Annotated in this window: 13 protein-coding genes, 1 pseudogene and 1 riboswitch; of the genes and pseudogenes, 8 read left to right on the top strand and 6 right to left on the bottom strand. The window is 41.7% G+C overall.

Features of this window, described 5'->3' with window-relative positions:
- Nucleotides 1-81 precede the first annotated feature (81 nt).
- Both BIY37_RS14430 and BIY37_RS12290 read left to right on the top strand, forming a co-directional pair.
- Nucleotides 82-186, top strand: a pseudogene (locus BIY37_RS14430) (type II toxin-antitoxin system RelE/ParE family toxin); the annotation flags it as partial.
- Nucleotides 187-195: 9 nt separating this feature from the next.
- Nucleotides 196-504 (top strand): HigA family addiction module antitoxin, encoded by a 309-nt coding sequence (locus BIY37_RS12290; protein WP_179129399.1) that lies wholly within the window; start codon nucleotides 196-198, stop codon nucleotides 502-504.
- Between the two features lie 234 nt (nucleotides 505-738).
- Here BIY37_RS12290 and BIY37_RS12295 read toward each other — a convergent pair whose 3' ends face one another.
- The 6 genes from BIY37_RS12295 to BIY37_RS12320 all read right to left on the bottom strand — a co-directional run bounded on the left by BIY37_RS12295 (nucleotide 739) and on the right by BIY37_RS12320 (nucleotide 8,524).
- Nucleotides 739-1,530 (bottom strand): NADH-quinone oxidoreductase subunit B family protein, encoded by a 792-nt coding sequence (locus BIY37_RS12295; protein ID WP_070068141.1) that lies wholly within the window; start codon nucleotides 1,528-1,530, stop codon nucleotides 739-741.
- Nucleotides 1,531-1,797: 267 nt separating this feature from the next.
- Complete coding sequence (locus BIY37_RS12300) at nucleotides 1,798-3,393, bottom strand: hydrogenase large subunit (protein ID WP_070068142.1); 1,596 nt, start codon at nucleotides 3,391-3,393, stop codon at nucleotides 1,798-1,800.
- Complete coding sequence (locus BIY37_RS12305) at nucleotides 3,393-4,868, bottom strand: hydrogenase 4 subunit F (RefSeq protein WP_070068143.1); 1,476 nt, start codon at nucleotides 4,866-4,868, stop codon at nucleotides 3,393-3,395. The genes BIY37_RS12300 and BIY37_RS12305 overlap by 1 nt, the downstream gene beginning before the upstream one ends.
- A gap of 1 nt (nucleotide 4,869) precedes the next feature.
- Nucleotides 4,870-5,535 (bottom strand): hypothetical protein, encoded by a 666-nt coding sequence (locus tag BIY37_RS12310; RefSeq protein WP_070068144.1) that lies wholly within the window; start codon nucleotides 5,533-5,535, stop codon nucleotides 4,870-4,872.
- Between the two features lie 6 nt (nucleotides 5,536-5,541).
- Complete coding sequence (locus BIY37_RS12315; RefSeq protein ID WP_070068145.1) at nucleotides 5,542-6,480, bottom strand: respiratory chain complex I subunit 1 family protein; 939 nt, start codon at nucleotides 6,478-6,480, stop codon at nucleotides 5,542-5,544.
- A gap of 10 nt (nucleotides 6,481-6,490) precedes the next feature.
- Nucleotides 6,491-8,524 carry a proton-conducting transporter transmembrane domain-containing protein gene (locus tag BIY37_RS12320; protein ID WP_080325073.1) on the bottom strand — a complete coding sequence of 678 codons (2,034 nt, stop codon included), beginning with the start codon at nucleotides 8,522-8,524 and terminating at the stop codon, nucleotides 6,491-6,493.
- Nucleotides 8,525-9,797: 1,273 nt separating this feature from the next.
- Nucleotides 9,798-9,911: riboswitch (cyclic di-GMP riboswitch) on the top strand.
- Nucleotides 9,912-10,010: 99 nt separating this feature from the next.
- Between BIY37_RS12320 and BIY37_RS12325 the strand changes: the two genes are divergently transcribed.
- The 6 genes from BIY37_RS12325 (at nucleotide 10,011) to BIY37_RS12350 (ending at nucleotide 15,079) form a co-directional block, all read left to right on the top strand.
- On the top strand, nucleotides 10,011-10,634 hold the full coding sequence (locus BIY37_RS12325; protein WP_070068147.1) for a Pvc16 family protein: 624 nt from the start codon (nucleotides 10,011-10,013) through the stop codon (nucleotides 10,632-10,634).
- Between the two features lies 1 nt (nucleotide 10,635).
- Nucleotides 10,636-11,646 (top strand): hypothetical protein, encoded by a 1,011-nt coding sequence (locus BIY37_RS12330; protein WP_070068148.1) that lies wholly within the window; start codon nucleotides 10,636-10,638, stop codon nucleotides 11,644-11,646.
- Nucleotides 11,647-11,838: 192 nt separating this feature from the next.
- Entirely contained in the window at nucleotides 11,839-13,275 is a 1,437-nt protein-coding gene (locus tag BIY37_RS12335) for a phage tail sheath family protein (RefSeq protein WP_070068149.1), read from the top strand.
- Nucleotides 13,276-13,408: 133 nt separating this feature from the next.
- Complete coding sequence (locus BIY37_RS12340; RefSeq protein ID WP_070068150.1) at nucleotides 13,409-14,170, top strand: coiled-coil domain-containing protein; 762 nt, start codon at nucleotides 13,409-13,411, stop codon at nucleotides 14,168-14,170.
- A gap of 22 nt (nucleotides 14,171-14,192) precedes the next feature.
- Nucleotides 14,193-14,630: a phage tail protein gene (locus BIY37_RS12345; protein ID WP_070068151.1), complete on the top strand. Its 438-nt coding sequence runs from the start codon at nucleotides 14,193-14,195 to the stop codon at nucleotides 14,628-14,630.
- 11 nt (nucleotides 14,631-14,641) lie between these two features.
- Nucleotides 14,642-15,079, top strand: coding sequence for a phage tail protein (locus BIY37_RS12350; protein WP_070068169.1), 438 nt, complete (start codon nucleotides 14,642-14,644; stop codon nucleotides 15,077-15,079).
- Nucleotides 15,080-15,098 lie beyond the last annotated feature (19 nt).

The raw sequence follows: 15,098 nt of genomic DNA on the forward strand, positions 1-15,098 counted from the left end.
TTTTGCTAGAGAGAATTTTTTTCGCTTGACAAAAGCCTTCTAATGGGTGACCCTTTTCTTCCTTCTTTTCTTCCTTCCAGGAACCGGCAAGGCCAACACTGCATTCGTATCAATGACCAGTGGAGAATATGCTTTAGATGGCGTCAAGGTGATGCTTATGATGTTGAAATAATCGACTACCATTAGGAGTGCATTATGAAAATGAAAAAGATGACGCCTGTTCATCCGGGAGAAATACTACTCGAAGAATTCTTGGAACCTATGGGAATAAGCCAGTATAAACTGGCCAAGGATATTAGCGTGCCGCCTCGCCGTATCAATGAGATCGTGCAGGGCAAACGTTCAATCACCGCTGATACCGCACTGCGACTTTCCCGTTATTTCGGACTGTCAGAGCGATTCTGGCTCAATCTTCAATCGCGCTACGATCTTGAAATAGAAAAAGACAGACTTGATGCGCGTTTGGTGAAAGAGGTTCGAGTCTTGACGCTGAAAACCACATAATCAAAAAAACTCCCAACCTGTCGTTCGGGAGGGGCGGACAACCTGTTAACCCCTGCACCCGATTTTGCCATTACTCCCTGTTTTCACCTTCACCCGTCCTCTTGTGGATACAATCTATTATTTATAAACATTTTATATCATAAGAGAGGCTTGTCTGGCATATTGGTGAGAAGTCCGGATTGGCCCAACTTTCATAGTAAGTTGGGTTGTGTAAACAAAAAGCAGATTAAGCGCTTATTTTTTAATCCTTTTCAAAGCAAGCAGAAACCCATAGATAATCGCCTGAGGTCTGGGAGGACAGCCGGGAATATAGACATCAACAGGAACAACATTGTCAATCCCATTTTTTGTGGCGTAACAGTTGCTAAATATGCCGCCACTGCATGCGCATGCACCTAAGGCAATAACCATCTTAGGATCAGGAGTGGAATGATAAGTCTTTATCAGTGCAGCCTCAAGATTTCTCGTTGGAGGCCCGGTCACGAGCAAACAATCTGCGTGACGTGGTGATGCAACAATATCTATCCCAAATCTCTGTAAATCATGAACAGGACTATTGTATAAGGCAGCAACCTCCCATTCACAACCATTGCAGGAACCCGCATCAACTTCACGAACGTGGAGCGAACGCCTGAAAACGGAAAAAATCTCTTCCTTCAGCTTCGTCCCAAGATCTTCAACTGAGGCTGTTTCATCTAAACCAGCTTTGACTAAAAGATTATCTTTATTTTTTGTGGTAAGCTCAAAATCATTTGTAATAGTCACAGCCTTAAAGGGGCATGCCTCCTCACACATTCCGCAGAAGATACATTTGGCATGTGACATTTGTAAATACCGCTTCCCCTTTTCCTCAACCCATGTATAGGCATTTGTAGGGCACACCTCTACACAGGCATTGCAGTGTCTGCATTTTTCATGGTCTATTTCGATTCTCCCTCTAAAGCGAAGAGGGGCAGGTTCTTTTTCTTTCGGATACCGTGAAGTTACTACACCGGTTTGAAAACTTTTTTGAAATTTTGTAAACATTAAAAAAACCCTAATAGTTTTATAGCGTTCATTATGATATAAGATTCCAGACGGATCTCAGCCAACCCAAAAATTATTTTTCGTGTAATTTCATGTATTTCGTGGTCTTGTATATCGTTTCACAAAACCTATATGCAAACGGGTGCCATTCTGTTGAATGGAGCGGCAAAGCGATCTGTTATTTATAAAAGACCTAATATCGCTTCACTGTTGCCCGCAATAGCGGTAACATGTGGAGACATTTCTGTGAAACGCTACACTGGATTGTTAAAGGTCTGTACATGAGTAACACAATTCGAAACTCTTATTAATCAGAGGAAAATCAGGGACAATGTTATCTGGAATTGCAAAAGGAATCGCCGGCCAGTTGCAGAACGAAGGCGATCTTACCTTATACCGGAACAATCTGTTATCTGGCGCAGTTGCAATCCAATAGATATTTTCACCCCGCGGAGACTCCACATAACTCAAGGCATGTCTGTAAGGTGGAATCTCTTTCTCTAGAGGGATTTTTAAGGGTCCCGGTGCCATTTTATCGAAACACTGTTCAATAATATAGATTGACTGATAAACTTCGTCTACCCTGACTCGTATCCTTGCAAGGACATCTCCCTCGTAATGAAAAATCGGGATGTCAAAATCAACTTTATCATAAGCCGCATAGGGGTGAATAAGCCGGGTATCGGTTGCAATACCAGACGCCCTTGCTGCTACGCCAACAACCCCTAACTCCTTAGCAATTTCGGTTGACAACCTGCCCGTTGTTTCAAACCTGTCTAACAGTGAAGAAGATGCGAATATAATTTTGGTAAGCTCTTTAAAATCTTTTTTGACCTCACTGAGTGTAGCTAAAATATGTTGTTTTAAATCATTGTTGATATCAAATCGCACGCCGCCAATCGTAAGCATCCCTCTTAAATAGCGGTTTCCGCATATGGTCTCATTGAGTTGTTGCATGCGCTCGCGAATCCTGAACCCATGTGCGTTTCCTAAAAGGAAGGCTGCACCAGCGCAGATATTCCCGACGTCACCAATATGATTGTAAAGCCTTTCTAATTCTAAAACAATCGTCCGTATAAATTTCGCACGTGGTGGTATTTCAACACCCGCTACCTTCTCAATAGCCTGGCAATAACCCGTTGCATGTGAAGCGGCACAAACACCGCAGATACGCTCGGCGAGAAATAAAGCCTTCGTATATGGCATCGTCTCAAACAACTTTTCTGTGCCTTTGTGAGTATAAAACAATTTTGCATCAAGATAATATATGCTGTCGCCGACTGCGCTAAACCTGAAGTGTCCCGGCTCGATAATGCCTGCATGGATGGGGCCTACGGGAATTTCAAAAACACCTTCGCCTTCCACTTTAAAAAATGGCAGTCTGGATTCCTGAAGGGGTACACGGGTATTTACATCAAAATCTTTCCTTAAAGGATAGGTATTTTCCGGCATATTGCCATGGAGTACGAGCGTGCCGGGATCAGGATGCCCAATGGGCTCAAGTCCGAACATATCCTTAATCTCACGTTCATACCAGTGTGCAGCGGGAATTTTTGTGGTGACCGATGGGAATTCCGGATGGTCTTCACTCACGGGTATATGAACAATTAAAAATATATCTGCATGAGGCACAGAAAAAACGTAGTAAATTCTGAAATTCCCATTTAGGCTCCTTTCGTCGTTACCGATCATTGCTGAAAGGCCCGCATGAAAAGTCTCCCGTAGATAGACACAGACATCCAATAGATTTTCTTTTTTCGTAGAAATATATATTTCATTTTCCAGGAAGCTTTTCGTAATGTTAATAGTATCTTTGAACCGATCAGTCAATTCGTCAAGATAAAATTGCCGGTGCTCTTTCATTACGCATTCCTTATAATATCAGAGATTTGACTGAGTATTACCCGCATGATGGGTGGCACGTAGAAACTAATGATCAGCACAAAGATCAATAAAAAACACATAGCAGCAATGGTAAACTTGCTTACTTCTCCCTGGACAACAGTTTCTGCGGGCTCGCTAAAAATCATTTTGAATATATTATTTATATAACCCACAAAAATAAGCACGAGAAATACAATAAGCAGTGATGTAAATATAAGGACAAATGCACTCCCGCTTGAAAAAGCATCGGCCAGGACTATAAATTCACTGACAAATATATTAAATGGCGGGATGCCCGTAATGGCAAAGACCGCGATAATCAAAATTACTCCGGTAACGGGCATTGTTCTGATAATTCCTTTTATCGATTCCATTTCCCTCGTTTTATATTTTAAGAACAGATTACCCCCGCAAAAAAACAGGAGTGATTTTGCCACCGCATGGTTAAAAGTATGGAGCTCAGCGCCGTAAATGCTATACATACCGCCAAAACCCAAACCGAGCGCAATAAAACCGATGTGTTCAATGCTACTAAAGGCAAATAACCGTTTGTAGTCCCTTTGCACAAGGATAAAAGGTATAGAAACAATGACAGAGGTAAGCCCGAACGCCATAAGAAGGGTGCATGAATAATTTGGCCCAAGGCATTTTGATGAAATAACATGGAAGCGAATGATACCGTACAGGGAACAATTTAATAGTACACCAGAAAACAAGGCGCTGATGGGTGACGGAGCCTGACTATGGGCATCGGGCAGCCACGTATGCATGGGTGCAAGGCCTGCCTTGGTGCCATACCCAATGATGATAAAGAGAAAGGCAAGTTTCATCAGATGCGGCTCAAACCTGTCAGCCACAGCTAGCAAGTCCGTCCAATTCAGCGCATATCCAATTTCACCCACCACATTTTTAGACGAATGATAGGTAAGAATAACGCCAAATAACGCCAGGGTAATCCCCACGGTGCAGATGATGATATATTTCCACGCCGCCTCCTGGTGCGGCTTTTTATTATAAAAACCTACCAGGAACGTAGTGGATAAGGTCGTGGCTTCAATTGCCACCCACATGATACCCAGATTGTTGGCCACACAAACCGCCAGCATGGTGAAGATAAACATGTGGAAAAGGAAGTAATACCAGCGCAACCTTTTTTCAGGAAACTCCGCCGCATGGAGTTCTGCGTCCATATAACCTATCGAATATAAGGCAGCGGCAAAACCAACAACGCTGACAATCTGCGCGGTGAGCAAGCTAAGTGCGTCTACATAGAAAAAGCCATTGAGTTCCGTTAATGAACGATTAAGGTAGATAGTATAACCAAGGTATATATTATAGAGTAAAAGCGCAAAGCTACCGGCGACGCTTATATATTTAGATACGTTGTGTTTTTTTATAAGAACACAGGCGACAGCGGTTATCAGTGGTATAAAGAGAAAAATTGATATAAGCATTCTACTCCCTGAGTTCTTTTAAAAAACCTATGTCGATGCTCTCAAACGTTTCTTTAATCCGGTAGACATAGATGCCCATAATGATCACACTCACCAGGATATCAAAAAAAACTCCCAGCTCTACGATGAGAGGCATACCGTATGATGTGGATAACGCAGCAAAGAAGAGACCGTCTTCCATCGCTAAAAGACCGAGGATCTGCGTAATCGCTTTTTTCCTGGTAATCATGGTAAAAAATCCCACAAGGGTGATAGCTATTGAAATAGGAAGGCAATGCTTCATGAGGGTGCTTTCAAATTGAATAATAGGTTCTGTCGCATAATATGCAACAAGGATAACGCCGCAGGAACACAGTAGCGACAAGGTAAAACTCAGAAAGGATTCTACCTCTTTTTTAATCCCGACTTTTTTTATGATGTAGAAAAGGAACCATGGGATGATAACTACCTTAATCACCAGGGTAATGCCCGTGGTAATAAATATATGGTAAATACCGGAAAGATATGCAATTATCCCGCTTGCGCACGCCAGGATAAAGGACCTGATAGCATACGCCCATACGCAGGTAGTCAACCGGCCGGTACTAATATGTAAAATCGTTGCTATGAGCATCATGACTGCCAGGACATCAATAGTTTGCGAATTGACAATGATATGTTGTTTCATGACAAATTAGCTCACTATATAATGAGTAATAATTGCGAGGACCGCCAAAACAAATGAAGTTCCTAACAGGTTTGGTATACGGAATAATCGCACCTTCGCAAAGGAAGACTCAACAATAGCAATGAGAAATGCAAAAAACCCAATTTTGACGATATAGAGGAAAAAAGAAACGATCAGCCCTGGAAAAGTAAGACCGGAAGCAATGCCCCAGGGTAAAAAGGTATTTACAAGGATCGTTAGCAATATGAGCAATTTCATACAGGATGCCCATTCGATTAAAGCAAGATACCGCCCGGAAAATTCAAGAATCATTCCTTCGTGAATCATCGTCAATTCTAAATGGGTAAATGGATTATCAACGGGAATCCTGCCCGCTTCCGCAATAATTACAATGGCAAGGGCGGCGAGGGATAAAAAGAGCGAAGGGCTCAGTAATTTGTAACTAAGCATGGCCTGGGTAATATTGCTCAAATTAGTAGAACCATTAATGATAGCAACGTTAAAAACAGAAAGCATCATGGCGGGTTCGGCCATGGAAGAGATTGTCATTTCACGACTGCCCCCCATGCCACCAAACGCACTACCGGTATCAAGGGATGAAAGTGCAAGAAAAAACCTTCCTAATGCAAAAAGATAAATAACGAGAATGACATCACCCGTAAAATTTGCAGGAACGGTTGATGAAAGGACCGGAACTAAAAGTGCTATAATCAAAATAGATACAAAGGTCACGTATGGGGTTGCTATAAAGATCCACGACGCCGTTTCCGATATTACGGCATCTTTCCGGAAGAGCTTCGCGAGGTTGTAATACGGCTGAAACAAACTTGAACCTTTCCGACATTGAAAACGGGCCTCTATATTATTAATAAACCCTTTGATCAGAGGAGATAATCCTGCAATAACAACGATCTGGAGAATGGGAAGTATAATAAGCTGAATCAAGACCGATATCCTACCATCCGATAACCAACATCGAGATTATTAAAGTGATAAAAATGTAGACAAGATAGATGTGAACGCTCCCGGTATGTATCCATCTTACTTTGTTTGATATGCTTAAAACATATCTCGAAAGGGGGGCGTAAAAATATTTTTCAAAAATGGGCGTTATTTCAGCAATATATACTATGGACTTTACAAAATACTTGGGAACGGTATATGTGGTCTCTATCTCACGGCGAGGTCTGTATAAGTTACTAAAAATAATCCTGAACGGTTTAGAAAAGGCCGTTGCTGTGTACCCAAACCTCGGTTCCGGAGAAATCCCACATGTCCATGTCTTATATATCTTCTTGGTAAAACCAGGATTTATTAAAGTTATTGCTCCAACGGTAATTGCAAAAAACATTAAACCAAAAACCGTGACACTTTTTAGTGATATTTCAGAAAAATTGGTCTGAAGGGTCTTCGTCTGCAACCAATCGTATGAAGTAATTGTATGTGCAATATTCACACCTAACAATTCGGTATTGACATGATTAATTGTCGTCATAATTTTTACAGGAAAAAGCCCCATAAATATACAGAGCCCTGCCAGAAGCCCCATACTTACATACATAATAACAGGGACTTCCCTGGCGTGCTGCGCATATTCAGAGCGAGGCATGGCAAGGAAGGAAATCCCAAATGCCTTCACAAAACAAGTGGCAACGAGCGCCCCTGTCAAGGCAACAGTAGCGCCACAAATAGCAGTTAACACCTTTACAATCACGGAAGGGATGGTAAAGCCGTTTAACAATGATTGAAAAATAAGCCACTCGCTCACAAACCCATTCAGGGGGGGAATTGCTGAAATCGATAGCACTGCCACCAGGAATAAAGGAGCTGTTACCTGTAATCGTTTGATCAGTCCACCTAGTTGTTCTATATTCTTCGTATGGGTTGAGTAATAAATATTCCCGGCGCAACCAAACAACAGAGACTTAAATACCGCATGATTCAATACATGATACAGACCAGCAATCATTGCAAGAGACGATAATGCCATGAGATTATATGATTTAAAGATCATTGACAACCCAATGCCAATAAGGATGATACCGATATTTTCGACACTACTATATGCAAGTAAGGTCTTAATATCCTTCTCCAGTAGGGCATAAAGGATACCTAAGATCGCTGATGAAGCGCCAATAATGAGAATGATGATTCCCCACCAGGGAGGGCTTGGTGTAAGGAATTCAAAGTAAAACCGGATAAAACCATAGATGGCTGTTTTAATCATCACTCCCGACATAACCATAGATACATTACTGGGCGCAGCGGGGTGCGCCAAAGGGAGCCAGAGATGCAAAGGGAAAATACCGGCTTTTATACCAAAACCGATAAGCACCAGAAAAAAAACAATATTTTTGGATATAGCCGGCATTATGTCTCCGGCGTATCTGAAGCTATCAAAGTCAAATGTCCATGTCTTTACATAGGAAAACATAATAAAAAAGGCGACAGAGATAAATACTGCACAAATATAAGACATGAAAAGATAGACAAAACCGGCCTTTCTATGAAAGGGATTTTCGTATTCAAAAATAACAAGGAAGAAAGAAACTATCGTCATGAGCTCCCATACAATCATAAATACCAGGGCATTGTTTGCAGTTACCACAAGGATCATGGCCAAAAGAAAAAGGTTGAAATGAAAACCAAAAAACCGCATATCCCGTTTATTAACGTACAACTTTGTGTATCCAAGAGAATAAACAGAAGCTATGAGACTGATAACGGATATAGCAAGAATAAAAATTGCAGAGAGCGAATCAATTAAAAAACTATAGGTAATAATGGCGTGATATAAAAGAAAATTGAACCGCTCGGCAGTGTGGTTGAATAATACCGATATGGCTATTGCAATATTAACGCAGGAGGCGATGGCCGCCAAAATAAACGATAGGTAGTTTCCCAGCATTTGCCATTTATAAAAACATAAGGCAAACAGTGCGCCGAGTGCAAACAGGGTGATAGATAGAACAAACAGATGCTCAATCAACGTGCGTATTATCCAAAGTTTTTACAAACAGATGAATGACTTATTACAACAGTTTGGTTTTGAAAAATTCCAATAATGCAAAGGCCTTATGTTCTATAGCAGCAATTCGTGAATTACCAATTCACATAGCCGTAAAGGTGTTTTAGTTTAGGATGATTTTTCAAAAAAACTTGGCGCATTCTATCTAAATAATAAATAAAAATCAAGTAATTATACGGAAGCCGGCAGTAAGCTGTACTTTAAATGTCAGTCTCATTAAAGATTTTTAAGAGATAGTAAAATCTCTCCCGCATCTATACATCTGCAAATGGGACATTTTTCTTGCGAAATAAGAGATTCGCGATCTTTAAGTAGCTTAAATGCCTCTTTAAAAGAACGGGAGGTAATTTGCCAATTTCCTCCATATTCTTTTAGATTCCCACAAGAACAATATACTACTGGCTCAGACATGAACAATCCCTCAAATTTATGAACAAAATCATATAAAGTTGACTTTTTAGTAACTCGCCCTAAAAAACTCGAAATAATATCCTTTTATATACCGAAACAAGTTAAGAATTCAAGTCATTTTTGAAAAGTTACATATTTTGTTAGCATTGTCCGGTTAGAAATTTGCGGGTACGTTTTTGTCATACCTGAACGCTTTTATCGAGTATCCAGTGAACCCTGAACTTCCTGTATTCCCGCTAAAAACATGCGGGAATTACCTCCCGAGAGCAATAAAACAAGACACGCAAATTTCTAACCGGACAACACCGCTTTTGCCCCTTCATTTGCATATTCTCCTGACGTCCTTAATTTCGCACATAACAAATAGTCATCACAAAATAGGCACAAAGTCAAATAACAATACTCCCACACAATATCCATGAAAAAAACGTCCTTCCTGATTCCCGTGTTACTGTTCTGGAGCCGGTTGTATGGAAAAAGGATATAGACGTTTGGTTGCAAATCATGAAGCAACAGGATACAAGGCTATTCGTGAAAATGAGGGTAAAAATCATAGAGTCCGCAGCTCTTGCCGGATAAGCTAAATATCGGGGATGTTATCTTATACATCGATTGTTTCTTACAAAAACCATTGATGGTGGGTTCTGCAAAGTAAGCTATCTGCAACAAATTCTTTAAAGCGCTTTGTTACAACAAGATTTTAAAACAAAACGATTTATGAAAGTGTGATGCCGTTCTTTTTTGTCAACAAATTGTTTTTTTGTTGACATCGTAACGACATTATGTCACTTTACCGCAATACACGAACGAACAAACAGAAGCATTACGATAAGGGCAAACCCTGAGTGATCAGGGGACGCAAAGTAAAGGGTCTTTAAACATACAAGGATGTAGTTCAAAAGACAAACTTGCTTAAAAAGACAGCCTTACTGCCGAAGATGTTTTACCCACGAACTTTGCAGTAAGGCTTTTTCGTTTTTACGTATTAAGGATCATGCATTATACGTCTGATTGAACCTTAGAGAAGAGGGACAAGATGCTTTCACATGCCTTAACCATTGTAATGAATGAGTTGAATGCACACCTCGCCGAAAGCTACGGTTCTAACTCTCCTCAGGTTGGATTGAGAAATTTGGCAGAGGGATTTTCAGGTACCGCTGGCGAAAGAGACAGGCTTTACTTATCGGTAGTAAATATTAAAGATGAGAAAACCCTGAAGAACCTGCCAAACTATATACGAAACGACGCAACGCTCAGAGCAGTTTATGAAAATCCCCCTGTTTTTCTCAATTTTTTGATTCTTATGGCTGCAACCCATACGGATTACACCAACGCATTATTGATATTATCGAGGGTAATACGTTTTTTCCAGTCCAAAAACGTGTTTACGCAAGACAATGTTTCCCCTGGTTCGATAACGAATTCGAGCCCAATTAACCCTCTTGACCAATTAGAAACGTTTAAGCTTATTTTTGATTTATATTCTCCAACCTTAGAGGAAGTCAATCATCTGTGGGGTACTTTGGGGGGCAAACAGTATCCTTTTGTTCTGTACACCTTAAGAATGCTTGAAATGAAGTTCAGAGCAGTCCAAAGCGAAAGCGGGCTTATTACCGAAGTTGTCAGCAGTTTCCATCACAGGAAAACGGTGGCGCCTTAATATGGGTGAGATCATTATAAACGGATATAAACGGTTATTTGAAATACAGTTGCTCCACCATTACTGGCTGGATGATGGGGCGACGGTGTTCGATTTGATATCAACACAGACGCAACGGGACAAACGTCTGCTGTCGTATGACATGCGCCAATTCCTTTCAGTGTCGCCAACGGCTTCAACTTCAAAGTCTCTCAGGGGTTTTGGGTGTGTGTATAAGAACACGGCACTGGGGTGCGTGGTTGCGGTTCCGCAGGATGCTGTGATTCCGGCAGAAACGAAGTTCGAATTTACAGTGACGGTCATTGACCCTGCTTTTTACAACTACACTGCGTTGACTCTGCGTCCTCAGAAAATTTATGAATTATACCATAAACCTGAAGATAAAACTTACCGGTTCAAAGAGGACGTGCCTGTGCTGTCAAATTTGACAGGGGCTTCAAGATGGACCGGCGATAATAAGGCTCTTTTCCTGTCCAGGGAATTTCCTGACCTTGCTGCAGACGACACGGTGGAATCACTCATTAAATCGGGAAACGAGCTGTATCAATTGACTGGTGATCAGCCTGATGCAACTACTCAGCTTTTGAAAGTCAATAAGGACAGTGTGCCCGTATTTGTCAATCAGGATGACGTTCCGGCAATTGTGTCACCTGCTGGCCTTTCTGGTAAACCTTCACGGGGGATAGTGTTGTCGGATGATATTCCTGACAATGTATTTGCACTTATTCGTTTATCCGCTGTGAGGCTGGATAACAAGGATTTTAGTTTTGTCGACGGTAATGGACATGCGAAAGCACCTAACACGGTTTTTCAGATCCGTTTCAAGAATCGCTCAACGTTCTGGAAATACTTCAACAAGAAAACCGGCGCTGAAGTTTCTACCGGAACTGCCCCGCTTCCGTTATCCCATTATGGAAATGCAGGCGCAAAGCAAAAACCGTCGCAAGGTCTGGTAAAGGCCATGAAAAGTGGAGTCAAAATCACCCAGCTTGTCTCGGAAATTTATGTATAACATTTAATTTCATTGTATAGGAATTTTCATTTTATTTAAGCGGGTTATAGGGTGGCATGGACAAACGTGTTTGTCCGTGTGATATATTCCAAGTCCGTGTGTATATTCAAACAACATGGACAAACACGTTTGTCCATGCCACCCTGTAACTGAAGATATAACTCGAATTTTAATCAGAAAGGAGGAAATGACATGCCAACATTGTATAAAACCCCTGGGGTATACATCGAGGAGATCCCCAAGTTTCCACCCTCTATTGCACCGGTGGAGACGGCAATCCCGGCATTTATCGGGTACACGGAGAAAGCAGATGACCAGGTTGCTAATGACCTGCATTTAAAGCCGACGAGGATTTCGTCTATGGTTGAGTATGAAAAATACTTCGGTGTTGCACAAAAAGAAGAAAAAATCAAAGTTTTCATAGACGAAAAGCAAGAGAATGGCGTCACGGTCGAACTGAAAGCGACGGCTAGCCTTGCAGAAGCGGACCGTTCGAAGCATATCATGTATTACGCGCTTCAGATGTTTTTTGCAAATGGAGGAGGTCCTTGCTACATTGTCTCTGTAGAGCGTTACAAGAGCAACTTTGGTGACAGCTTGGTAGAAACTGAATTAAAAGCAGGACTAGACGTCTTAATCAAAGAGGACGAACCAACGCTGATAATTATACCGGAGGCGCAAAGTCTTTCTATCGCAGATTTCAAATCCCTTCACGACGAGGCTCTTAAGCAATGCGCTGATTTGAAGGATCGCTTTGTCATTATGGATTTGCATGGAGATACCGTATCCTTATCGGACCAGAACGCCAATCTGCTAACAGCCGTAGGAAATTTTAGGTCAAATGGCATTGGCATCGGCAATCTCAAATACGGAGCTGTCTATGGCCCAAACATAGAAACCGTCTTAGATTTTGCTTGTGATGAGACACAAATCGACGTAACAGTAGTAACCAATGGCGCTGCAGCTTCTCCGGTTAAACTAGATACCCTGGAAACTACAAGTAGCCGTGTGTATGAATTAGCTAAGGCCGCAATTAGGGATATGTCCTGCAAAATGCCTCCTTCTTCGTCTATTGCAGGCATTTATGCAGCCGTAGATAACAGCCGTGGGGTTTGGAAGGCTCCAGCTAACGTTAGCATGAATGGCGTCATTAAGCCTACGATTCAGTTTTCTAATACGGAACAGGATCAAATGAACGTAGATCCCACAGCCGGAAAATCTGTTAACGCTATCCGCGCTTTTATCGGCAAAGGGACTCTTGTCTGGGGCGCCCGCACCCTTGCAGGAAACGACAATGAATGGCGCTATATCAACGTGCGTCGGTTTTTCAACTTTGTGGAAGAATCGTCCAAAAAGGCTACGGAACAATTTGTCTTCGAACCGAACGACGCCAATACCTGGGTGCGCGTGCAGGGAATGATTGAGAATTTCCTCACTTTCCTCTGGCGACAAGGCGCTTTGCAGGGTGTGAAACCCGAGCATGCCTTTTATGTTGCGGTTGGACTTGGCAAAACCATGACCCCCCTTGATATTCTTGAAGGCCGTATGATTGTCGAGATCGGCATGGCTGTTGTTCGTCCTGCCGAATTTATCATTCTCAGATTCTCCCATAAGATGGCTGAGTCATAAACGAAAGGCGATGTTTTGGCCTGTCCATAGGCCAAAACCATAAAGAGTTCGTCCATAGCGCTTTCTCTGCACAGGACACTTCAAAAGATTGAAATAGACGCCTAATTGGGAAATTTAAAGGAGGAAGATAAAAATGGCTGAAAATGTTGAAGACAAATTGAAAACCTTGAAGAATACATTGCAGACCACAGAAGGGATAATCGAAAGTAAAACAAAAGAAAAAAATACCTTAAAAGGAGATATAGCGAATTTAGAAAAGATAGTAAAAGAGATTAATCAGTTATCAGATGCTTACAAGCAAGGACTCACAGTTATTCAAAAGGATGAAACTGAAATCGAAAGTTACATTAGTTTAAAGGAGCCTATGATCGAAACTGCCATAAAGGATAAGAAGGAGGACTTTGACTCTACAATCAAGGGGTTTGATGATTCCATAGATACTATCCAAAAGGAGGTCGATTCGCTAAGGGAAGCTGTCGAAAATGCACAGAAAGAATACGAAGGGGCAAAAGAAAAACGTGACATGAGTCAGAATGAATACAATTCCTTTAAGGCTAAACAAAAGGTCATTGAGAACAACCTAAAAACGCTTAAAGATTTAAAGAAACGAATAGAACAGGAAGAAGATGATAAAGATACGGCTAATATGTATTTCTTTCTCCAGGAAAGCAAGAAACTTTTGGATGCAACGAAAACTGATATTTTGTCTGAGAAGGATTTCAAAAATAAACTGCTAGAAGAGTGGGCCAAACTCGACGCAGATGAAATGAGCGCAAGAACTAAAGAGTTGTCAGTGGAGGTGGCAAAGAATAAACTTAACGAAAAGCAAAAAGCATTGGAAACAGCAAGGAAAGAACGCAACCAGCATATTTTGGAAAAACTGAAAACAATATAACATATATTGAAAGGAGAACACCATGGCACAGGAATATCCAATACCCAGATTTCACTTTCAGGTGGATTGGGGTGGGGCAAAAATCAGTTTCACCGAAGTGACAGGACTTGTTATGGAGAGGGAAAAGATCGAATATCGGCATAGCGACAGCAAAGACTTCAATAAAATAGCCATGCCGGGATTGATCAAAAACAACAACATTACCCTGAAACGAGGCAAATTTGAAAAAGATTTTGATTTCAATGTATGGCTGGATGCTGTAGCCAACGAGAGGGTGGGAAATCGGCGTGACGTGGTCATCCGATTATTGAATGAAAAGCACGAACCCGTGGCGGCGTGGTCGGCCACCAGGTGCTTTCCCATAAAGATTACCGCCCCTGATTTGAAATCTGATGCGAATGAAGCAGCGATAGAGAGTATTGAGGTTGCCCATGAAGGGTTGAAATTAATGAAAATTTAATGAGATGTGCTATGAGCGACTATTATCCGCCGTGGGGGTTTTACTATCAGGTTAAATTCGGCATCAGCCAGAACAAGAATGACGCGCGTTTTCAGACGGTTTCAGGATTGTCCGTGGAATACGACATGGAAGAGTATAAGGAAGGCGGCGAAAATCGTTTTGTCCACAAGCTGCCCGTGCGCACCAAATATGCGGATCTGGCGCTGAAGCGCGGTATGCTGACGGATTCTGAAGTGATCAAGTGGTTCCTCAATGCCTTCCGTGACCGTGAGTTTAAGCCTACGGAAGTCAGCATTATTCTGATGAACGAAAAGGGCGAGCCTTTGCGTACCTGGAATGTGGTTAATGCCATCCCCAGGAAATGGGTTATCAGCGACTTGAATGCCAGTGAAAATTCAGTTGTCATAGAGACGATGGAGCTTTCCTATCGTTATTTTACGATTCAATAAGGGCAAAAAAGGAGATTGC

It is taken from the genome of Candidatus Brocadia sapporoensis (assembly GCF_001753675.2).
Lineage (GTDB): Bacteria > Planctomycetota > Brocadiia > Brocadiales > Brocadiaceae > Brocadia > Brocadia sapporoensis.

Bases quoted from the DNA above. Each gene is read 5' to 3' on its own strand.
- BIY37_RS12290 (WP_179129399.1), top strand. From the start codon at position 196: ATGAAAATGAAAAAGATGACGCCTGTTCATCCGGGAGAAATACTACTC.
- BIY37_RS12295 (WP_070068141.1), bottom strand. From the start codon at position 1,530: ATGTTTACAAAATTTCAAAAAAGTTTTCAAACCGGTGTAGTAACTTCA.
- BIY37_RS12300 (WP_070068142.1), bottom strand. From the start codon at position 3,393: ATGAAAGAGCACCGGCAATTTTATCTTGACGAATTGACTGATCGGTTC.
- BIY37_RS12305 (WP_070068143.1), bottom strand. From the start codon at position 4,868: ATGCTTATATCAATTTTTCTCTTTATACCACTGATAACCGCTGTCGCC.
- BIY37_RS12310 (WP_070068144.1), bottom strand. From the start codon at position 5,535: ATGAAACAACATATCATTGTCAATTCGCAAACTATTGATGTCCTGGCA.
- BIY37_RS12325 (WP_070068147.1), top strand. From the start codon at position 10,011: ATGCTTTCACATGCCTTAACCATTGTAATGAATGAGTTGAATGCACAC.
- BIY37_RS12330 (WP_070068148.1), top strand. From the start codon at position 10,636: ATGGGTGAGATCATTATAAACGGATATAAACGGTTATTTGAAATACAG.
- BIY37_RS12335 (WP_070068149.1), top strand. From the start codon at position 11,839: ATGCCAACATTGTATAAAACCCCTGGGGTATACATCGAGGAGATCCCC.
- BIY37_RS12340 (WP_070068150.1), top strand. From the start codon at position 13,409: ATGGCTGAAAATGTTGAAGACAAATTGAAAACCTTGAAGAATACATTG.
- BIY37_RS12345 (WP_070068151.1), top strand. From the start codon at position 14,193: ATGGCACAGGAATATCCAATACCCAGATTTCACTTTCAGGTGGATTGG.
- BIY37_RS12350 (WP_070068169.1), top strand. From the start codon at position 14,642: ATGAGCGACTATTATCCGCCGTGGGGGTTTTACTATCAGGTTAAATTC.